Source organism: Synechococcus sp. PCC 7335, from assembly GCF_000155595.1.
Taxonomy (GTDB): domain Bacteria; phylum Cyanobacteriota; class Cyanobacteriia; order Phormidesmidales; family Phormidesmidaceae; genus Phormidesmis.
The window spans coordinates 816,565-835,370 of sequence record NZ_DS989904.1; the positions used below are offsets into that span (position 1 = coordinate 816,565).

Annotated in this window: 21 protein-coding genes; 9 read left to right on the forward strand and 12 right to left on the reverse strand. The window is 46.3% G+C overall.

Going from position 1 to position 18,806, the window contains the following annotated elements:
* Positions 1 to 35: 35 nt before the first annotated feature.
* From S7335_RS28725 to S7335_RS03750, 4 genes are all read right to left on the reverse strand, one after another.
* On the reverse strand, positions 36 to 416 hold the full coding sequence (locus tag S7335_RS28725; RefSeq protein ID WP_006454490.1) for a DUF697 domain-containing protein: 381 nt from the start codon (positions 414 to 416) through the stop codon (positions 36 to 38).
* Positions 397 to 1,140 carry a GTPase domain-containing protein gene (locus S7335_RS03740; protein ID WP_227499940.1) on the reverse strand — a complete coding sequence of 248 codons (744 nt, stop codon included), beginning with the start codon at positions 1,138 to 1,140 and terminating at the stop codon, positions 397 to 399. The genes S7335_RS28725 and S7335_RS03740 overlap by 20 nt, the downstream gene beginning before the upstream one ends.
* A gap of 1,392 nt (positions 1,141 to 2,532) precedes the next feature.
* The gene (locus S7335_RS03745) at positions 2,533 to 3,747 is read right to left on the reverse strand and encodes a spore photoproduct lyase family protein (protein WP_006457052.1); all 1,215 of its coding nucleotides are present in this window, start codon (positions 3,745 to 3,747) and stop codon (positions 2,533 to 2,535) included.
* A gap of 165 nt (positions 3,748 to 3,912) precedes the next feature.
* Positions 3,913 to 4,236 (reverse strand): TMEM14 family protein, encoded by a 324-nt coding sequence (locus S7335_RS03750; RefSeq protein WP_006455054.1) that lies wholly within the window; start codon positions 4,234 to 4,236, stop codon positions 3,913 to 3,915.
* Positions 4,237 to 4,492: 256 nt separating this feature from the next.
* Here S7335_RS03750 and S7335_RS03755 point away from each other — a divergent pair, with 256 nt between their 5' ends.
* The 5 genes from S7335_RS03755 to recJ all read left to right on the forward strand — a co-directional run bounded on the left by S7335_RS03755 (position 4,493) and on the right by recJ (position 11,130).
* Complete coding sequence (locus tag S7335_RS03755; protein WP_038015559.1) at positions 4,493 to 5,932, forward strand: ATP-binding protein; 1,440 nt, start codon at positions 4,493 to 4,495, stop codon at positions 5,930 to 5,932.
* Positions 5,933 to 6,137: 205 nt separating this feature from the next.
* Positions 6,138 to 6,614 (forward strand): nuclear transport factor 2 family protein, encoded by a 477-nt coding sequence (locus S7335_RS03760; protein ID WP_006457059.1) that lies wholly within the window; start codon positions 6,138 to 6,140, stop codon positions 6,612 to 6,614.
* A 348-nt stretch (positions 6,615 to 6,962) separates the two neighbouring features.
* Positions 6,963 to 7,415, forward strand: a complete 453-nt coding sequence (locus tag S7335_RS03765; RefSeq protein WP_006454254.1) for an orange carotenoid protein N-terminal domain-containing protein — start codon at positions 6,963 to 6,965, stop codon at positions 7,413 to 7,415.
* Between the two features lie 357 nt (positions 7,416 to 7,772).
* The gene (locus S7335_RS03770; protein WP_006455801.1) at positions 7,773 to 8,540 is read left to right on the forward strand and encodes an SDR family NAD(P)-dependent oxidoreductase; all 768 of its coding nucleotides are present in this window, start codon (positions 7,773 to 7,775) and stop codon (positions 8,538 to 8,540) included.
* A 130-nt stretch (positions 8,541 to 8,670) separates the two neighbouring features.
* Positions 8,671 to 11,130 (forward strand): single-stranded-DNA-specific exonuclease RecJ, encoded by a 2,460-nt coding sequence (gene recJ, locus S7335_RS03775; RefSeq protein WP_006454434.1) that lies wholly within the window; start codon positions 8,671 to 8,673, stop codon positions 11,128 to 11,130.
* Positions 11,131 to 11,631: 501 nt separating this feature from the next.
* Here the strand turns inward: recJ and S7335_RS03780 are convergent.
* The 3 genes from S7335_RS03780 to S7335_RS03790 all read right to left on the reverse strand — a co-directional run bounded on the left by S7335_RS03780 (position 11,632) and on the right by S7335_RS03790 (position 13,890).
* The gene (locus S7335_RS03780; RefSeq protein WP_006454071.1) at positions 11,632 to 12,507 is read right to left on the reverse strand and encodes a DUF4349 domain-containing protein; all 876 of its coding nucleotides are present in this window, start codon (positions 12,505 to 12,507) and stop codon (positions 11,632 to 11,634) included.
* 647 nt (positions 12,508 to 13,154) lie between these two features.
* Positions 13,155 to 13,511, reverse strand: a complete 357-nt coding sequence (locus S7335_RS03785) for a DUF5615 family PIN-like protein (protein ID WP_006453812.1) — start codon at positions 13,509 to 13,511, stop codon at positions 13,155 to 13,157.
* Positions 13,504 to 13,890, reverse strand: coding sequence for a DUF433 domain-containing protein (locus S7335_RS03790; RefSeq protein ID WP_050765765.1), 387 nt, complete (start codon positions 13,888 to 13,890; stop codon positions 13,504 to 13,506). The genes S7335_RS03785 and S7335_RS03790 overlap by 8 nt, the downstream gene beginning before the upstream one ends.
* 251 nt (positions 13,891 to 14,141) lie before the next feature.
* On the opposite strand from S7335_RS03790, the gene S7335_RS03795 reads away from it, so the two are divergent.
* Positions 14,142 to 14,849 carry a DUF433 domain-containing protein gene (locus S7335_RS03795; RefSeq protein WP_006454511.1) on the forward strand — a complete coding sequence of 236 codons (708 nt, stop codon included), beginning with the start codon at positions 14,142 to 14,144 and terminating at the stop codon, positions 14,847 to 14,849.
* 16 nt (positions 14,850 to 14,865) lie between these two features.
* Here S7335_RS03795 and S7335_RS03800 read toward each other — a convergent pair whose 3' ends face one another.
* The gene (locus tag S7335_RS03800; RefSeq protein ID WP_006454911.1) at positions 14,866 to 15,183 is read right to left on the reverse strand and encodes a DUF4926 domain-containing protein; all 318 of its coding nucleotides are present in this window, start codon (positions 15,181 to 15,183) and stop codon (positions 14,866 to 14,868) included.
* A 21-nt stretch (positions 15,184 to 15,204) separates the two neighbouring features.
* A complete protein-coding gene (locus S7335_RS03805; RefSeq protein ID WP_038015561.1) occupies positions 15,205 to 15,546 on the reverse strand; it encodes a DUF6883 domain-containing protein in 342 nt (113 codons plus the stop codon).
* A 300-nt stretch (positions 15,547 to 15,846) separates the two neighbouring features.
* Between S7335_RS03805 and S7335_RS03810 the strand changes: the two genes are divergently transcribed.
* On the forward strand, positions 15,847 to 16,185 hold the full coding sequence (locus S7335_RS03810) for a hypothetical protein (RefSeq protein WP_006457332.1): 339 nt from the start codon (positions 15,847 to 15,849) through the stop codon (positions 16,183 to 16,185).
* A gap of 146 nt (positions 16,186 to 16,331) precedes the next feature.
* On the opposite strand, the gene S7335_RS03815 is transcribed toward S7335_RS03810, so the two are convergent.
* Positions 16,332 to 16,589 carry a hypothetical protein gene (locus S7335_RS03815; protein ID WP_006455185.1) on the reverse strand — a complete coding sequence of 86 codons (258 nt, stop codon included), beginning with the start codon at positions 16,587 to 16,589 and terminating at the stop codon, positions 16,332 to 16,334.
* Here S7335_RS03815 and S7335_RS27670 point away from each other — a divergent pair.
* Both S7335_RS27670 and S7335_RS03820 read left to right on the forward strand, forming a co-directional pair.
* Positions 16,588 to 16,743, forward strand: coding sequence for a hypothetical protein (locus tag S7335_RS27670; protein ID WP_157620075.1), 156 nt, complete (start codon positions 16,588 to 16,590; stop codon positions 16,741 to 16,743). The genes S7335_RS03815 and S7335_RS27670 overlap by 2 nt on opposite strands.
* A 415-nt stretch (positions 16,744 to 17,158) precedes the next feature.
* A complete protein-coding gene (locus S7335_RS03820) occupies positions 17,159 to 17,500 on the forward strand; it encodes a hypothetical protein (RefSeq protein WP_198011341.1) in 342 nt (113 codons plus the stop codon).
* Here S7335_RS03820 and S7335_RS28345 read toward each other — a convergent pair.
* Together S7335_RS28345 and tumA are read right to left on the reverse strand one after the other, a co-directional pair.
* The gene (locus tag S7335_RS28345) at positions 17,497 to 17,865 is read right to left on the reverse strand and encodes a 3'-5' exonuclease (protein ID WP_227499941.1); all 369 of its coding nucleotides are present in this window, start codon (positions 17,863 to 17,865) and stop codon (positions 17,497 to 17,499) included. The two genes, S7335_RS03820 and S7335_RS28345, sit on opposite strands and share 4 nt — an antisense overlap.
* Positions 17,866 to 18,019: 154 nt before the next feature.
* Complete coding sequence (tumA, locus tag S7335_RS03830) at positions 18,020 to 18,250, reverse strand: antitoxin TumA (protein ID WP_006456428.1); 231 nt, start codon at positions 18,248 to 18,250, stop codon at positions 18,020 to 18,022.
* Positions 18,251 to 18,806 lie beyond the last annotated feature (556 nt).

Here is an 18,806-nt window from a genome sequence, read left to right on the forward strand (position 1 = left end):
CCCCAAAAAATTCTAACTGTCTAAACTTCTGTAGCTCATTTACCACCAGCAAGTAGCAGATATTTGGCTTTGAATGCCTCTGCAACTTCTTCAGATGTGGGTGGCTCACCATTATTTTGGATAAATAACATATCTAATGCGGCAATATATGCTTCACCAAAAGCAGTGGTAAGCCCTGCTGCTGTAGCTGCTGCAATTGTTCCACCGACTACAGAACCTGCACCAGGAATCATTTTGAGCAGACCAGATACAATAGAGCGTCCTGCAAGTGTCCCACCTGCTCCGGTAATGATGCTCCCGACTATAGTGCTCAGAAAACTTTTGTCAATCGACAGACCAAATGTTGCTGAAATACCAGCCAGCATGCCAACTTGAATTGGTACAATACCGGCCGCATCAGAAAATGGAACTGGCACAAGCCGCAATTCCTGCGGCACTAGTCGCTGCGCCCGTAACGATTACATGAGACTGTGTTTTTTTTAACTCAATATCTACTTTCTGAGCTGCCGTAAAAGCCCTTTTCAATCCTTCTGGGACAACCTGCATAGTCAAATCCACAAGATCTTTCAACCCCATAGCAGGAAGAACAATGCCTTCATCTAATTCTTCATCAATAGCACGAACCCTAACAGCATTGCTTACAGGTAGCAATATTCGTAGGACCTCAGCACGAAAACCTTTATCGGATCTCGATTTTGTAATTACAGCAATGACAGGTATATTACGGTCCACCAGCATTTTTACCAGTTCTTCCTCTGCTGGTTCAACACGTCTGGAATCTTCCGCTATACAAATCCAGGCAACGTGAATGTGTTGGTTTGAGTCGGTATTTCTTGAACGCTGATTAATCAAAGACTTCAACGCATCTAATGTTTCAGAGAAATCTGCCATTTCAAGACCGCGAGTATCGAAAATAGAAAGTGGAATCCCTTCTTTTTTGATTTCTCTTGTGTTCTGCGTGACAGGACGACCCTGACCAGTAGTAGCAAAGTTTCCCTGAAAGACCGAATTGATAAGAGTACTCTTACCTACTCCGGTTCGTCCGGCGATTAGAACATTGACATGACCACGTTCCCTTAGAGCTTCGTGTAAAGCAGCTTTGACTGTAGCCTCAAAGTTGAAATCTTCCGCAACCGTCATTGTTTAACCTCTAACAATCGCTCTAAATTGCCTAAAAAATATTCACGACTTGTGCTAGTATTCCCCGAATTAAGCTAAAAATCACAAACCCTCAGTGACCAAACCAAATTCTCAAGCTTCACCCAACTAAATTTGGGGAGCCAGTTAACAGTGAAGTTATGCTGCGTAGGTAACCTTAAACTCTTACTGATACCACTCATTTCGTCCGCACTAACGCGGTATTAGGCGGTTCAGCGGCTATAGTGTTGCTCCAACCTTAAGCCCGGAATGATTCGGTAGTGTTTCACATTGAACGCACAGAGAGTCGCATTTTGTCCAGCGGCACAAGCGGCTATCAACGCATCAATAAAGCCACCCTTATGAGACAAATGATAAGCCGTAAAGTCCGACAGAGCATAAGCACAGTCAGTTTCAGTAGGCCAAAAGATTAGGATGGAGCCACCGTTTGTAGGACTTTATGAATCTGTTCCTTATTCTGAGCATCCTGAATCAGTTCCATGACAATGAAGTTAGGAATGTTGGGCAGTTCTGAGGCAGAGGCAAACTAGGCAAGCACAGGGGCATAACCTCACTGGATGTCAATCATGACATCAGTATCTACGACGCATTCGCTACCTAAACCTGCTCGCGGTACTCAGCTTGGTTGCGCAACCTGTGTGCATATTCCTGACTATCAGTAATATCAGGTCAGGAGCCAACTATCCCAATATCTTCCCGTTAAGCCACAAGTTTTACACCCGTTCTATGAGGATTTAGGAGAAAAGGGCGGAATGCAAGCACACGCACAATATACTCTGCTAGAGGCAATTTAGGCTGACAAGCCTCTGTAGACAACTCATTTTCCAGCTCCGACGGAAGGTCAAGGCTAATTACCATAGCGTTTTTTCTACGTTCTCATGTCCATGTTTGATCATATCAAATGTACCAAGAAGACAAACTGCACGACTTCCGACTAGCTTATCGTGGATAATGAGTGCTACCGACATAATCAAGAGACTTTATCGGTAATAAGAGGCCCAAAATGGCTTCAAGCCCTTACTCAGCATTCATTTGAGGTCTTTTTTGTAAATCCGTGAAAGCCTTATACAGCAAGGATTATACTATTTCCGAGAAAGTATAAGATACTGTTGGCGAACTCCGTTCAAGCGGCTCAAACCTAATAAGCTCGTGGTAGCCTCCTTTCCTAAATCAACGAAAACTCGTGGGTTCAGCCGTCGATATTTAGTTCGTCAACAGTATCGTATAAGGTATAGGCTAACAACTCATTAATTCGTCACTATTTCCAATAATATCTAGTGCATGGGTCAATAGTATTCGATCTTCTATATATCGATTTCTATGCATGCATTGGTTCTAGCCACTATATTTTCAGAAGTAAATCTCGCACAACTACTATGTCCAGTACAAGATTTTCGCGTTGGTAAAATTCTGTTCTATCTTCTCTTCAAAGAAACTACGCAACGCCTGTGTGGTGTCTTTATCGTAAACATATTTGATGCCGCCAAATTTGTTGCGCTTTGTCGTTCGTGAGTCCATTTGCATGTCTAGCTCACTGTTGGGATACCATTCGTTTAGTACCTGCTTTGATTTAGCGGTAAATCGATGGGTGATTAGCTCAAACGTCAGATCGCACTCAAAATCTATAGCAGTAGCAATCTCTTCGAGTAGCTGAGTGTAGCTGTCTCTCCAATCTTCAAAGGCCATGATCGGCGCGATGACAAAACCGATAGGGTAGCCACCGCCGCCCTGCGATTTTGGTAGTGCCAAAGTTCTTAATGCTTGAATGCGATCGCTCACACTTGCTGTTCCACCTTCAAACCCCTTCGACACCGGATTAGCATTAATGCTTACGCGGCATCGAGTCCGCCCATTATGTTCAATCTCTAGCAGCGGTTCGACATTGTTAAATTTCGAGACCCAGCGGAGGTGCTTGCGTGGCTGTGTACCAAAGTAACGAATACACTCTCCCAAACTACCTGTTAGATGCTCTAGGCTCAGTGGGTCAGTGTAGCAGCTAACCTCAAAGCTCGTAGACGCGCTGTCTTCTTTGATAAAGCGGTCGGTATTTTCCAAGATAGCAGGAAGGTTGGCATAGACTCGAATCACCGGAGGCCCCGAAAGACTGCTGGCCAAATAGCAATATTGGCAGTGCGCCGGACAGCCTTCTGCTAGATGAAATTGCCAGTCGGCGGAAGGCGGAATTGGCTGTAGCTTGAACTGTCCTGGTGGCGCAGTGACCACGGCCATTGTCTGCTTGGCTTTGGCGTAGGTTTCGCGTTCGTCTTTGCCCCGCAGCCCGGTAATTCGGTTGCTTTTCAGCTCGGTGATCGATAGGCCCAGATCGCTCACCCTTTGGTATATCTGCTGTCCCCACGCTTCTTCCAAAGCAGCAGGGGTAAATAGCACCTGACGAGGCTTCCACAGACGGGCCTGACCCGATTGGCCACTCGCTTGCTGAGTATGTGAGGCGAAAGAGACAGCCTTCTGAAAGATCCCTTTCTGAGCAGTCCCTTCGTAGCTAGACGCTTTCGAATATATCTGCTGGTTGATAGCAAGATCTTGAACAGAGGCAGGCGTGATTAGAGCGCTGAGATCTTCGGACGACATAATTACAGGTATGCAAACGTAGATAGGTACTGGAAAGGACCGGTTAATATCGTGACAAACCCGCTATCTGCAATGGCACTCTCAGAAGGCTTAACTGTAGGCATGCCCAACTATGCACTTTGACGCACGCTGGCGCAGTTTGGCCTACGTTTAGTTGAGCGATCGCTAGACTGAGGTAAATAGTGTTGAAAGAGAGATTAAATTAATCACACCCATGATAATCATTAGTCCAGCGGGCATAAACTTACGTGTCTTGGCTAGCCGAATAACGAAAACGATGACTAAGACCAAGCTAACCACGCCAGCTAGCAAAGGACCTGCTTGACTTCTGCCATAGAGTAGATAGGCTGCAATCAATAGCAGTAGCCCACTGATAAAGCCAGAGATAAGAGAGACCTGACTACCTGCTTGCTTGTATCCTATGGCGCCCCCTGCGATCGCAAGGATGCCATAGATCAATGTAAACAAAGGTGCAAAAGTAAGATTCATAATGCTGTCTTAATTCATAATGCGGCTATGCATAGGAATTATACGGCGAGATGAGGGAGCGCGATATTTGCCGATGCCAAGCAATGTTGGGAGACACACGTTCTATCAGATATGAGCTTGAAGATAAGCCCGAGAAATCTTGTCGGCGGGTGCCTGTGCCTTCTCTTTAGAACTCACTGCAGAGAACTTAGTTGGTGAGCTAACACAATGAAAGACTACTAGTAAGCAGACCAGTCACTCGCAAATTAAATCAGCAATGGAGCCAAACGTGACGGCCAACTCACTCCCTAAAGATGTTGCCAAAATTCAGAACTACTACCAGCAATCTGCCTCACTGTTACTCTATCAGTCAGTATTAAAGAGTAATGTTGGTCGAGCTTTTGTTCGACTACTCGAAACCTTACTATCGATCCAAATAGTTGATCTAAAGACAGACAACTTAGAAGCAAGCGTACTGACCGGTAAGACTACACCAGCTCTCAAAAATGCACGGATAGCCGCTTGTCGCCGGGCCTACGGGGAATGGTTCTTTGCACTAGCCGCGCGAACACAGAGCTGGCAGCAATACCTTATCCAACAAATTCTAGCTGCTGATACTCCGTTTTCACAGCAGGCACAGCACCTATCTTCAATGACTGAAGGCCCTGCCGAAAGCGACTTATCAAATCACTTTAGCCCTAGCATCCTTGCTGCTGTTCATCACGATCTTGTCATCCTTCACAATCTCTATAGTCTGCCGACAGCGCAGATCAGTGAGTGGGTAAAAGTGACCTGTGATAGTGCAAATGGTGACGCAGGTGGGGGCGTAGACTTGCCTGCTGCTCAATCTGGGTTGGAAGCAAAGCTTCCGGTTGAGTTTCCCTACGAACCAGAATGGACAGGTGCCATACGAGAACTCACTGTCTACTATCGTGCTAAAGGCGTTGGTCTGTTCGGACAATTTAGTGCATTCCGATGGAAATCTGCAATCGGTCAGCTTGTTGGTATTTCAACGCCAGATCCTATCCGACTCTCTGAGCTTGTTGGCTACGACCATCCAAAGCAACAGCTGATTCAGAACACAGAGTTTCTATTGCGAGGTTACACTGCTCAAAATGTATTGTTGTACGGTAGTCGTGGAGCAGGTAAGTCTTCTTTAGTTAAGGCACTGCTCAATGAGTATAGCGATCGCGGTTTGCGTTTAATCGAGGTGCCCAAAGTTGATTTGCCCAACCTGCCTCAGATTCTAGAACCGCTTAGTCAGGCTCCACAGAAGTTCATCATTTTTGTGGACGATTTGTCCTTCGAGGATGATGACGAGAACTTCAAAGCGCTCAAAGTTGTGCTTGAAGGGGGGGTTACGGTCAGACCTCAAAACGTGGTTGTATATGCAACATCGAATCGCCGCCATCTTATTCGTGAGTTCTTCGATGAGCGACCTCGGCCCAAAGATGCCGACGAAATTCAAGCTTGGGATACCGTACAAGAGAAACTTTCGTTTAGCGATCGCTTTGGGCTGACTTTGACCTTTTCTCCTGCCGACCAGCCGACCTACCTGACAATCGTTCGCGAACTTGCCAAACAAGCGGGCTTAGAAATAGAGGCTGGGAACCTAGACTGGCGGGCTCGGCAGTGGGCCACCAGAAACAATGGCCGTTCGGGTCGCACCGCCAGGCAGTTTGTCGACTTCTTAATTGCAGAGCAAGCTATGCAATAAGCACTTTTGGGGCGATTTTATCCAGTCTAAGGGGGATTCTGACCTACGGTAGAGGAAAGACCAAGACGCTCTATCGTTTGATTAAAGGGCGTTTGATTACAAGGCATCTAGAATTCGTACCCGCGTTATCTTTCACAGATATGAATTCACAAACGCAAACGTATGGATACAAATTTACCAGCACAAATTCATCACAACTAGAGCTATGGCAGAGCCCTCCACTTCACCAAACTCCCATCCAATGGCAGAGTTAGTTTTACCCAGTCCGATTCGACGATATTTCGAAACTGCGAACGCGGGTGAGTTTGGGCAGATGGCAGGTTTATTTGTAGAAGAGGGACAGCTCATACCACCTTTTGAGAAGCCTATTGTAGGGAGAAAGGCGATCGCTCAGTATCTAACTTCCGAAGCGACTGGGATGAGATTTACACCTTTAGACTATGAAGCCCTTGGTCGTGACACCTTTGACCACGAAACTCTCGATTTAGAAGAGTCTAAGACTGACACTTCAGGATCATCTCAGCAATTATCCCCACACTCTCTCGTCAGAGGAAAAGTTAAAACACCACTTTTTGTAGTCAACGTCGCTTGGGAATTTGTGCTTAATGAGACTCAACAGATAGTGAGTGTAAAGGTCAAGCTCCTAGCAAAACTGAACGAACTGCTAAAACTAAGATCATAGCGACGAGAAGATCAACTGTAATAGCAGTCCTAAAGGTACAATCTGGCTACTTCAGACGTAAGAGATTATTGGTATTCTTGTTCTATCTTCAGAAGGTCGTATTCAGACGATGCGATTCACTACATTAAGGACAAGCGAGCAATTCTTAAGTACTTCTTATAAGAGGCTTCTCACAAAACATATTGTTCTCATAAAGTGCGTTGAAAGACCTGTCCTAGAGATGAGAGGTTTTTAGCAACTGTTTGAAGTGCAAACAATTAGAATGAGAAAAATCAAAGCAAGAAGAAAGTTGAGCGCGTTTAGCTTACCAAATTAAGTTTGCAAATACGTTTGCAAGGAGATAATTCTATGGCCACTGCTGCCGACTACACAACATCACAGAAAGAACAAAAGCAACGGTTTGACGCGCTAAGCGCCGACGAGAAGCTAGCGACTCTGTGGTACGTATATGAAGGGTTAGGCGAAGAGAGACTTGAAAACCCTGATGATAATAAGGAGTCAGACAGCTCTAGCGATCTGTACAACCAGATTAAAGAGAAGTCTAAAGAAGAACAGCTTCAATTCATGCGCGATGTCCTCTCTGGTGAGGGGAATGATTTAACCAATGCGTACAACAATTTAAGCAATACTACAAAGATCGCGCTTTGGTATCGTTTAGGACAGGGTATGGCAAAAGGATCTGTTATTCAAGTTCCTGGCGATTATAGTCTATCCAACGATGCCCAACAGCTAGTTAGCGCCATCAACGAGATGAGCTTTGAGCAGAGTTATCTCTTCGTTCGTGATGCTATCGTTGGCTGACCCTTAGCCAGTACTAGAGCGCTTTCTTCAATTCGCCTTTCGTTGGTTACCGCTACGTAGATTTTATCTCATGTTCGTTACCCTGCTGAGACACGGTAATAGCAGGTGTAGTATCTACGCAGTGGTAGCCAAAGGTTTAGACGACTATAGAACTTGACACTTTGCCTCTAAACTTAGCCTTCAACAAGTTCATTCTTTAGCAAGTTCACTATCTTGCTAATAAGGCGAGCCGCCTATAGCTTATAACTGACAGGAGGATGTAGAAGAAGCTAATGCGACCAGCGTTTATGGACAACCTATACAGATAAAGAAAAAAAGTGATAAGCTCAGAGCGTCCATTATCAGAGGTTATAACTGATGCTGCTACCCTCTGTGATGACTATAAACGCTCTTGTCGTTGGTGCAACTCAGGGAATTGGTCTAGCTTTTACTCAACAGCTGTTATTAGACAATCGAGTGAAGCATTTATTTGCCACTTATCGCTCAAAACAGACCGCAGAAAGCCTGCTAACACTAGCCAGTCAGCATCCTAATCGCTTGCATCTAATTAAGCTAGACATTGTTGATGAAGAACAGATCGAAAGTGGTCTTGCAGCAGTGAAGTTGATAGCCCCCAATCTTCATGTTGCTATCAACTGCGTAGGATTGTTGCATAATCAGCAGCAACAGCCTGAGAAGGCGCTCAGACAGCTGAATTCAAAGAATCTTCTAACTTATTTTCAAATTAATAGCATTGGTCCAGTGTTGCTAGCAAAGCACTTACTGGGTTTGTTTAAGCACGCAGAACTAAGTATATTTGCCACTATTTCAGCCAAGATTGGCAGTATTGGTGATAATCGTATTGGTGGATGGTACGGATATAGAGCTTCTAAAGCAGCACTAAATATGTTTCTCAAGACCTCTGCAATTGAATACAGCCGGCGTAGTCCGAAAACAATACTGGTGATGCTACATCCTGGAACAACAGATACCGGGCTTTCGAAGCCTTTTCAAAGGGGAGTTGCGCCTGAGAAACTGTTCTCCACCGAAAGGACGGTTACTCAACTATTAAGTGTTTTAGAGAACGTAACGATTAAAGATAGTGGAGCATTTTTCTCCTGGGATGGCAGTCGATTACCGTGGTAGTAGCCGGTGGCCCCACTCAATCCATTCTTAATATATAATATATTCGTCTTGGCTAGAACATATGATCTATAGTAGCTTTGGAGTATAGTGCTTTTGAATGAGTACTTGAAGCTAATCTCTGTGGTCTAACGTGTCAGAAACCTCTATCGAAACGGCACTCGCTGGTGGGGAGCTGGCGCTGCCTAGTCCAGGGCCGTCGCCTAAATCGCATCCCAAATCGCCGGCATCATTTCCAGCGCAGCGGTGGCAAATTTTCCCTGCGCAGAAATCTCAAGCTGATCACATTGCGGCGGTAACGGCACTATCACCACTGCTGGCCCAGGTTCTAATCAACAGAGGCATCTACACACCAGAGCAATCATGGGAGTTTTTAGATCCTGAAACGATCCAATTACCTTCGCCCTTATGTGAATTTCCAGACTTAGAGAAAAGCTTGGAGCTACTAGAGCAGGCGATCACCCTAGAAGAAAAAATATTGATCTGTGGTGATTATGACGCTGATGGCATGACTAGCACAGCGTTATTGATGCGATCGCTTCGATACCTAGGCGCTCAGGTAGCCTATGCCATCCCCAGTCGCATGCATGAAGGCTACGGCATTAATCAGCGCATGGTTGAAGACTTTCACGCTGCTGGTGGCAACCTTATACTCACGGTAGACAACGGCATTACTGCCTACGCGCCCATTTCCCGGGCCAAAGAACTGGGTCTTACTATCATCCTTACAGACCATCACGATCTTCCTGAGCAGCTACCACCAGCCGATGCTATTCTCAATCCTAAGCTGATCCGCGAAAGCTCACCCTACCGTGGGGTAGCAGGTGTCGGTGTGGCCTATGTTTTGGCCGTCTGTCTGGCTCAACGTCTAAACAAACAGCAAGATCTCACAGCTACCCTGCTAGCACTATTCACATTAGGCACTATCGCCGATCTTGCTCCGCTTACAGGTGTCAACCGTCGTTGGGTAAAAAGAGGGCTAAAACTACTTCCAAAGTCACTGATTCCAGGTGTGCAGGCGCTGATTGAAGTCGCTGGACTTAGCAAAGAGACTGCGCTTAGGCCAGAAGCGATCGGCTTTCGATTAGGCCCTAGAATCAACGCCGTCGGACGCATTGCCGATCCACAAATCGTAATTGATCTACTAACGACGGATGATGTCGGTGTGGCGCTTCAGCAAGCAATGCAGTGCGAAGAAGCGAATTTGCTGCGTCGTGAAATGTGTCAGATCATTGAGAAGCAGGCAATAGAATGGTGCGATGCTCAGATTGAATCCGGTTTAATCAACCTCCAAAAAGAACGGGTGCTCGTTGTCGTGCAGCCCGATTGGCATCACGGCGTCATCGGTATCGTGGCCTCTAGGCTAGTAGAGCGCTATGGCGTACCTGTTTTTATTGGTACATACGAAGACGAAAACAAAAAAGAAATTCGCGGCTCAGCTCGGAGCATTCCAGAATTCAACGTATTCGAGGCGTTGACGTTTTGCGATGACCTGATGAATAAATACGGCGGCCATCAGGCAGCAGGCGGCTTTTCCTTTAGATCTAATAAGCTTAGACAAGTCAAGTCTCGGCTCAGCAACTTTGCTCGAAAGCATCTACAGCCGGATCATCTAAAGCCACTAATCAAAGTAGATGTTCATGCCCCCTTAGAAGAGGTGACCCTGGATCTCTACCAGCAGCTCGATCAGATTCATCCCTGCGGTATTAAGAATCCCGATCCGGTATTTTGGACTGCTGCTGTTACGATTGTCGAACAAAAGGTGATCGGAAAGAACAGTGATCATCTGAAACTGACGATGGCTCATAAGGCTAGCGATGACGCCCAGAAGGTAGTGATGAAAGCGATCGCCTGGCGTTGGGCAGAATACTATCCGCTTCCAAGAATTTTAGATATTGCCTACAAGCTACGTCTGAATGAATGGAAAGGTCATCGTACCGTAGAACTTGATTTAGTCGGCGTTCGCCCTTCTAAGCCAGCGCCTCAGACAAAGGCAGGTATCCACCCTTGGTCAGGTAGCCAAGGAGAAGCAAAGATAGCCACACCATCACCATACCCTAATAAAAATATCCAGCTAATTGACTCTTCACCATCAGCTGACCTCGCAAAAGAACAGCCTGCTGATTCATCCGATCTTTCCTTAGTAGCTGAACAGAGCCACTTAAGAGCACAGACCCAGCTAGCGAACTATAGCTCTGAGTGCTATAGCGTCTTAGAAAGCGTTGCCCGCCTCGACATCGAGTTCTATCACAGCAAGCGGCTCTACAAAGGCACCCTAGAGACGAATGACGACGAGAAACAGCTTACAATTGAGAATGGAGAAGGGCATCTGTTAGTTGTGCAAATGAGCCAGCAGAAAGGATTTTTATACCTTTCAGCAGAAACTCCGCAGGCCGTAGATGTTGCAGAGTTACCCTATTCCAACCTCATTCGTGCTGGGCTAAGCGCGCTAGAAATCAAGCAGAAAACGCATCTGCTAGCTAAGTATGAAGAGCTACTTGCGAAAAAAGACGGCCAAATCGATGCGATGAAAGCCCAGATAGAGCTGCTAAAAGAAAAGATTGCGCAGCTCTCTAGTAAACAGCAATCCTAAAGCTAGAGAAAAGCACACTGTTCCTAGCTGGTTCAAATTGGCAGCTCCGCATTACAGCGGTGCGTGAGACTAGATCTTATGACTGTTTTGAGAGAGTTGTGGAAAACTTACACCACCGACCAGCTCAGTATTTACACGGATCTGTATCTGAGTTAACAATATCTCAACCGTTGTCCTTAGGCACTTACAGCACTGTTGACAGACTTTGTCTCTTCTGAAATATTTAAGGTTTTGATAAACTCGTCTCTTCAATCCAAAGTTTTCCACAGAGTTTTCCACAGGTCTTTCCTCAGATAGTTCAGTCGTGAGGCACGCGCTGATTAGCCCGTATGTTCAGCCTAAGCGTTCCGTCGAGTGAATCACAGTAAAACCTGCTCAACCTTTTTGAGAGGATGTAGTCATCTATCGCGATCGCGCGTTACATCGGGAGTGTCATCTCCGATAGTGCCCTTCTAATAGTGCCCCGAGGAATTCTACAGAAGTAGTAGGAATTCATACCCTCTAGCTGCGATCAGCTAATCTAACTTTTTTGACTATCGCTGCCCCGCAAAGTAAAACTACCAAATACGGACTATAGGCGAAGAGCCAGAGACCAATCTGCAAAAGATTAGTAGTGAAGCTGCCTACAGAATGGGTCGCCAATTGCCAAGAATTAGCAAGCTGGCGAGAGAGTGCAGGTTGATCTGACGTTATGGTGATCGCGCTCTCCAGTTCAAGGGTAATCGTCGAGTAGCGCACTTTAGTCTGAAGGTTCTGCTGCTGGGCCGCCATCTGTTCAATTGTTTGGCGGACGTTGCTTAGCTCCTTGGAGACTTCGAGTATATCTGAAATTTCTCCAGTGCGTCCCATCAGTTCTAGTAATGCTTCTTCTGACTTTCGCGCATTTTTCAGCCTTGCCTGCAGATCCACTATCTGACTAGATACGTCTTCTGTGCTGATTGATCGGCCGCGAACCTCACCTAAGACCGTAAAGTCGTCTAGCGTCGCATCGAGCCTTTCTTGAGGTACCCGTAGCTCAAGGCTAAGAGAGCGCTGACGGTCACTGCTGTCTTGTAAGGAAAGCAAATCGCCTTGCTGCTTTTGAATAATCTGGCGGACTTGCCCAAAGCTATCTTCTATTGAAGTTACCCCTAGGGTTAGATAGGCTCGCTTGGTCAGCTGAGGTCTAGTCGTTTGAGGTCGTTCTCCTGGTAACTCGCTCGCTTGTTCTACCTCTAGAGCAGTCGGTACCTGATCAATGTCTGGTGCAACGTCACTTTCGACTGCTGCTGGTTCTGTAAAGTCTACCTGACTCTCGTTAGGTGATTGAGCACAACTACTAAAGCTAGATGTTGCTAAAGCAGATCCGATCAACAAAAGCGTCCAAGAGCGTTTCATAAACCGTCGGTTTGAGTGATGTTCTTAGTCGTAACATCAACAGCCTGACCCACTTTCCAGACAAGCACGGGTTCGTTTCAGGTTTTGAAACCCGCCCGAAATCTGCTTAAGACCCGCAGACGGTATCTCGTGGCGCCACTTCTAGCACTTTTCGAAGAAGCGGACGAGCATATGCTTGGTTCATACAGTTAGAGTCTATGTGGTGAAAAGAGATTTTCACCCTGGAATGTGAGGTTGCGCTATTGGCTTCCAATGACTGACTGGCAAATTTAAGCGTTGTACAATTCTCGCGAACTGTGCAAATAACATCAGTGATACTCGACTTCATTTGCTAGCAGGAAAAACTGCATCGAATATCCTAATTATGTTGTGCCTAAACCTTCGGAGAAAGGACTGCAGGTCTCTATTCATCAACGGATCCTACTGGATTCAAACCTGTGACCAACCGCTTAGAAGACGGTGGACATTCGCCTGTAAGCCCCTTTGTGTATAGGCTTTGTAGAGATTGGATTTAGCATCTTCCCTAGATGCTGTAACCATGCGGCCATTCAGTGGAAAATTCAGGTCGAAATTTGCCCCATATCCAACATACTACCTGCTGCTATTTTCTACTTCATTGAGTGCCATGAGCCTGATTTTTTAGGGCATCATTCACGCCATTGATTGAGCCAGAGGACTTGACTTCGCCAGTCCTCACTCTGAGTCTCGGTGAACACCCGATCAATAGCGCGGATTAAGTCTGACAAAGACCAACTTCTTTGTGCCGCGAGTAAAATGCCACTGTGCTCGGGAATTTGAGCTGATAATACGATGAAATCCTTGATATTGAAGGTAAATATGCATCGCTTATGCTCACTAGCTCCCAACAATTGGGCTTTATCGCTAGCATCTTCCGGCATCCAATTATTTGGTGTTCGCGTGACATCATGTCCGCGCTCTATCAATGCTTTATGCAGGGCTTTGATAGATGTATCGGCATCCAAGTGCAGCTTTAAACTAGGCATAGGAAGCTGCTTCTAGTGCTGCTTCGGATGCGATCGCATCATCTATCTCTGCTTTATGAGCCTCATAAAAGCTCAAAGCTTCTGCAACTTGAGCTGTGGACAGGTTATATTCATCCGCAATTTTACTCACGTCCCAGCCCCAGTCAGCTTTCGCAATGACCATAGTCTGTATTCTAATACCAGTGCCCTTAATGCTCGCACTGGCTTGTCCGCTTGTGCCCACGCGATATTGAATCTGAGGAAAAGCCTGCTCGTGCTCTAAAGATAATCCCGAGCCTATCGTTTCTTGCTGGATCGAACCTAACAACTGCTGAACCAGTTGCCAGCGCTCCTTTAAGGGTAACTGTAATACTTGAGCTTGAAGCTCTTGCAATGTCACAGAGCACCTCCCTAGCTACGATACAAACGCTTGAATATTATCTACCCTACAACCAATATTTTACCTGACTTATTTCTAGATGTCCTTGGACACAGCACATTGACTGTGTTGGGCTCCGACCCAACATATTCCCAACAACAGCCAACACCACAATCAGAAAACGATAGGCCGTGAGCAGGTCTTAAAAACACTCGTATCAAGATGGTTTCATTGCGTATAAATACGCATTAGGCTAGTTGGGCGTAACATTTATGACCTCCACCTATGAGCAACTAGATATTCGTAATGTGGCAACTTATCCGGTTGCTGATGCTGCTCGCTACTTGGCTATTCCAGCGGGGACATTGCGATCGTGGTTGCATGGGCGGACGTATCCGACTGCAAATGGAAATAAGTATTTTGAGCCGTTGATTCACTTGCCAGATGGCAATAGTCCCCAGCTTTCGTTCACTAACCTGGTTGAAGCTCATGTGCTGAGGGTGATTAGGCAAAACCACAAGGTGCGTTTGGACAAGGTGCGTACGGCGCTGGATTACGTAGAGCAAAAGTTTGGGTTGCCTCACCCGCTGGCGCGAGCCCAATTTCAGACGGACGGTGTGGATTTGTTTGTGGAGTCTGTAGGTCAGCTGATTAATGCGTCTAGAGATGGTCAGCTGGCTATGAAAAAGACCTTACAGCAGTTCCTCCAGCGTATTGAATGGGATGAGGAAGGGCACCCGCAACGGCTATTTCCACTGATTCAGCTACAGCAGGCAGATGAGCCTCGTGTATTGGAGATTAACCCACGGTTATCATTTGGACGGCCTGTGGTGGTCAATACAGGGATTCCTGCGAATATGATTATTGACCGTTTCCGGGCAGGCGAAAGCTTGGAATCGTTGGCTGACGATTATGACTTAAGCCGTCAGCAGCTTGAAGAAATTCTTCGGTTTGAGATGGTTTTGTCTAAGGCTGCGTGACCCATGCGCTATTGGATTAGCCTGCTTTTTTAGATCGCTTCTGTTGTAGATACTCTGCAAAATCTCGAACTTCTGCCAATAGGTCTTCAGGTAAATAGTTCAGTAGTTCGATGACCTGGGCCTGAATCGTTGTTCTATCTAGCTGGATATCAGATTTTTCTAAGGTCAGTACACTAGAGTTTTCTCCAGTATCATCCATAAATTCGACTTCAAAGCCTTGCGTGTCGCTATAGCAATGCACCACTGCGCCCCGGCTGCCTTTCGGAACGACCTTTCCGGAGCCCTGCTCTTTGATATCGCGTGTGAGGGTGATGACGTCGAGTTCCTTAATCATGAATCAGTAAATCCTTCGCCTCTAGCTGTCTTTATAAGGTCGAGCCGTAATAAATCGGGGGGAGTCTTCTCCATTATCAATAATCCAGACTGTCAAGATGGTAACTGTTTTATCTGAAGGGGTTTTGATAGGGCCAATGATGACGTATTTTGTTCCATGAATGGTCTCGATAACTTCATGGACGCCTTGAGTTTTAGTCAGGTTGAGCAGTGCTTGCTCCAGTGGCGTTGGGTTTGTGTGGCTGAAGCCTACTCCGAGAAAAAACTTAGCTTTTGCTTTACCGATATCATGGGTCTGAGATAAGAGGTAACCTGTTAGTTTATTGGGCTGGATGTAGGCCTGGGAGCAATTAGGGAGTTGCAACCTGAGGGGCTCCTAGGACATTGATTCCTTGCTACTTCATTTTAGCTGATGGTTCCAGTGGTTCCAGGAGAATTGCTCTAAGATACCTGTCCCAGTGCAATCAGTGTCAGAAAATTGTGTCCAAGTGGCAGATTATATTTTCCTTATCAGAATCAGTATGGAGAGCAACATTAGTCCGTAGAGTAGATTCAAGGGCTTTCTGGTATTGGTTGGTGGGTGAGAACTGGATGGATTTACGCTTTGGTGAGACACAACGGCTAGATTTGTAACCGCTATCCCAGAAAGGTCGCAGAGGTGAAAATGGAGCAGTTCAACCTATTAGAGCAAGTGCGGTTATTAGAGCCGATTGCATTGGCGAGCGATTCTAGTAATGCTTTAACGGCTCAAAATGAGGCTCCTATTGGGACGACGGGCACTATCGCGGAGGTTCTGGAGCCGGGGCAGGTGTTCTTAGTAGAGCTTTTTGATGGCTGGGTGAAGTTGGAAGGGGCGGAGGGTTTGCGGCGAGCACAGGCTTCTAAGGAAGGCGCTTTTCAGGAAACATTGGGGGTTGAGGTTGTGCGAGTCTCCACGGGAGAGGCTTTGCGATCGCAGCAAATGACGCTTCTCAAGCCTTCTAATGTGGTGAAAGTTGGTTGATTTCGACTACTGGATGAAATGCCAGAAGAGCTACTCGAAGAGGTTCAAACGTTTGCGGAGTTTCTGCGTTATCGACGTCAGGGAATGGGTGAGCCGGTGGAGCCGACAGCATAATCGGCTCCGTTATCGGGTTCTATTGCACCTTGCTATTGACTCTCTAGCCTGATCCGCCTGGTCAAAATAGCCATGACTTCATTGGGTCTGCCGGTGGAAATAAGCTGGCTCCAGTCGTTTGGTTCGGCGTAGCCCCGCTTGTATAGGAGCCGGATGGTGAACTGTACGGCGCTGAGGCTGCCGAATAGCAGGTGGCGTACGGTTTCAGTGTCGTTGATTAGTGGTGGCGTAGTACTCGCGATAGGTGAAGCTGTGGACGCTGAGGCGTCCTGAACGGAAGGGATAAACATGAGATCTGGTCTCCAGATATGGGTTTGGGAGGAAACCAGAACTCAACTAAACCTAGCCACCCCACGAAGATGTAGTGCAAATCGGGGTGGCTGGGGTAGAGTAACCCTAGCGTCCGGGATTGCCTGTGAATCCTGGGGGTTAGCCGTCGGCTAGGTGTTGGTAGCACCTGCCGATGGCGCTAAGAAAAATTGAGTTCTAAGGAACGACTGTGACAGATATCACAGCCTTGGTTTTGACGATAGATCGAATTTTCCCTGTAGTCAAGCCATGATGGATTGACTGCCCCGGTTAAGCACTCTGCTTCTAGGTTTGGGTAATTGAGTGTCTGTGCGATCGCACAAATCCGTCTCTTCGCGATTGCATTTGTGGTTAAGGTCGTTCCATCTGACTTGGGTATCTTCCTAGCGTAAGGATAGCCATGAGGGAAAACCCAATGAATCTTGAACGGTTGGAATATATTTAAAATGTCAGCTATTTAGAAAGTGGTAAATGGGCCTACGAAGAATACGGTAAGGGTTCTTATTTTCCCTTAAATTTTAGAGAAGGAAAAGGCGTTGAAACAAATGCCATGAATCTAGAGAAGGGAGATTTAATTATTTTGTCTCAAAACTATAGGGCAGAAAAATCTCGAAATGCTGAGGGGAAACGTTATCTATCTCATGTGGTCGAAGTCGTCAATGAGCCTTCTGAAGACAGACCACAGTGGAATAATTCAGAGTGGGGAATTATTCGTTGGGTGAAGGTTATTTGGGCCAATGCCGATCCTGAACATGCACCTTTAGATGCAGAACTAGAGAGGGATTGGGGCTGGCAAAATACCCAAGTAAAATCGCTCAATAGCCCTAGTCTTATGGAACGTTGGAAGCCGCTAGATGCTCTGAAAGCTCATTTAAGGACAATCTTGGTTTAACTCGATATGGAATTGACTATATCGAGATCATCTAGAAACTCTGAAGCTGGTTCCATGCCTGTGATCAATAGCTGATCGCGGGCACGGGTGCAGGCGACATAAAGTAAATGGCGTTCGGTACTATAAACCTCTTCAAGATCTGCTTCGTCTGAAATGTTTTCGATGCGGGTTTGGGAAGGAATGACTTCATCGTCGCAGGCCATAACGACGACAGCACGAAACTCTAAACCTTTGGCTAGGTGCATGGTGCTTACGGCAATGCATCCTTTAGACGGCATTACCTGATCGTCTAGCTCGGTGGGGGTGGCTCCTGATGATTGGATGGCTGCGATCGCTCTATCCAAACTCTGCTGAAGATCGCACAAACACCCCTATCTCATCCGGCTGCAATCCTTCTGCCAAACGTGCTGAAATCCAGTCGCTCACGATTTTATTTTCTGCCTCTGTATCATCGCAAATAGAGATATCGGGAATGGGGCCAGCCGTGTCTCAATAGAACTAAAGTATGCTTGAAAGACTTTAAGCGGCATACTGTAGTTTCGTTTTTAGCTCTTTTCTTATGGCTGAGAAGTGTTTGTAGTTACCCGACCATTCAGCAAACACTTCATTATCACCCAGTTCTCCTCGATTGTACTTTTCGAAAAACTCAGCAGAATCCATATGATGTTCAGTTTCGTAGGCATATAGCTTTTTGACTAGAGCGATCAAAGTATCTACAGGTGAAGCATATTCAATGATTTGTTTGCTCATGAGTCCTCTCTAGTCGAAAAGCTAGCGTTTTCTGATGTAGCGGTTAGCGGAAGGATATGACCTGATTTTATATGCTATCTACGCTAAAGACTTTCATAACCTCATCGCTCAAGTGGTTAATCACTTCCACTGCGATACGGCCAGATTTTGGCTTATCAAAGGAACATAAGGTCTCGCTGTCGAAGCTTGGCAAGCTTCGACAGCAACTTCAGCTTTTGGCGTAGTTTCGATTAGCTCATATGGATAGATAGCCCCCAGGAAGTAAGCATAACGGACGAAGACGCTTAGTCGGTCTCAATGAACCAGCGACGATTTCGTCGGTGCTGCTGGCAGGGACTTCGCCAGATTGCGGATGGACTATGTCTACGCCATAAATGGTGACTTGGATTTGGCCGTTGTCTACTTCGTCGATGCTAAGGTTGGGTTCTACAAAGCTTAAGTGCTTAGCTTTGTAGAACAGGGGTTGCAGCCTTGCGTAGTGGCGTAAGCTAAGTGGTCAAAGCTATATAGACCAGGAGGTTGGCTTCATCTGTTGCTTTGAGGACGGTGGCAATGT

Coding starts and splice junctions, on each gene's coding strand:
- S7335_RS03740 (WP_227499940.1), bottom strand. CDS start 1,140: ATGACGGTTGCGGAAGATTTCAACTTTGAGGCTACAGTCAAAGCTGCT.
- S7335_RS03745 (WP_006457052.1), bottom strand. CDS start 3,747: ATGTCGTCCGAAGATCTCAGCGCTCTAATCACGCCTGCCTCTGTTCAA.
- S7335_RS03750 (WP_006455054.1), bottom strand. CDS start 4,236: ATGAATCTTACTTTTGCACCTTTGTTTACATTGATCTATGGCATCCTT.
- S7335_RS03755 (WP_038015559.1), top strand. CDS start 4,493: ATGGAGCCAAACGTGACGGCCAACTCACTCCCTAAAGATGTTGCCAAA.
- S7335_RS03760 (WP_006457059.1), top strand. CDS start 6,138: ATGGCAGAGCCCTCCACTTCACCAAACTCCCATCCAATGGCAGAGTTA.
- S7335_RS03765 (WP_006454254.1), top strand. CDS start 6,963: ATGGCCACTGCTGCCGACTACACAACATCACAGAAAGAACAAAAGCAA.
- S7335_RS03770 (WP_006455801.1), top strand. CDS start 7,773: ATGCTGCTACCCTCTGTGATGACTATAAACGCTCTTGTCGTTGGTGCA.
- S7335_RS03780 (WP_006454071.1), bottom strand. CDS start 12,507: ATGAAACGCTCTTGGACGCTTTTGTTGATCGGATCTGCTTTAGCAACA.
- S7335_RS03785 (WP_006453812.1), bottom strand. CDS start 13,511: ATGCCTAGTTTAAAGCTGCACTTGGATGCCGATACATCTATCAAAGCC.
- S7335_RS03795 (WP_006454511.1), top strand. CDS start 14,142: ATGACCTCCACCTATGAGCAACTAGATATTCGTAATGTGGCAACTTAT.
- S7335_RS03800 (WP_006454911.1), bottom strand. CDS start 15,183: ATGATTAAGGAACTCGACGTCATCACCCTCACACGCGATATCAAAGAG.
- S7335_RS03810 (WP_006457332.1), top strand. CDS start 15,847: ATGGAGCAGTTCAACCTATTAGAGCAAGTGCGGTTATTAGAGCCGATT.
- S7335_RS27670 (WP_157620075.1), top strand. CDS start 16,588: ATGAGATCTGGTCTCCAGATATGGGTTTGGGAGGAAACCAGAACTCAA.
- S7335_RS03815 (WP_006455185.1), bottom strand. CDS start 16,589: ATGTTTATCCCTTCCGTTCAGGACGCCTCAGCGTCCACAGCTTCACCT.
- S7335_RS03820 (WP_198011341.1), top strand. CDS start 17,159: ATGAATCTAGAGAAGGGAGATTTAATTATTTTGTCTCAAAACTATAGG.
- tumA (WP_006456428.1), bottom strand. CDS start 18,250: ATGAGCAAACAAATCATTGAATATGCTTCACCTGTAGATACTTTGATC.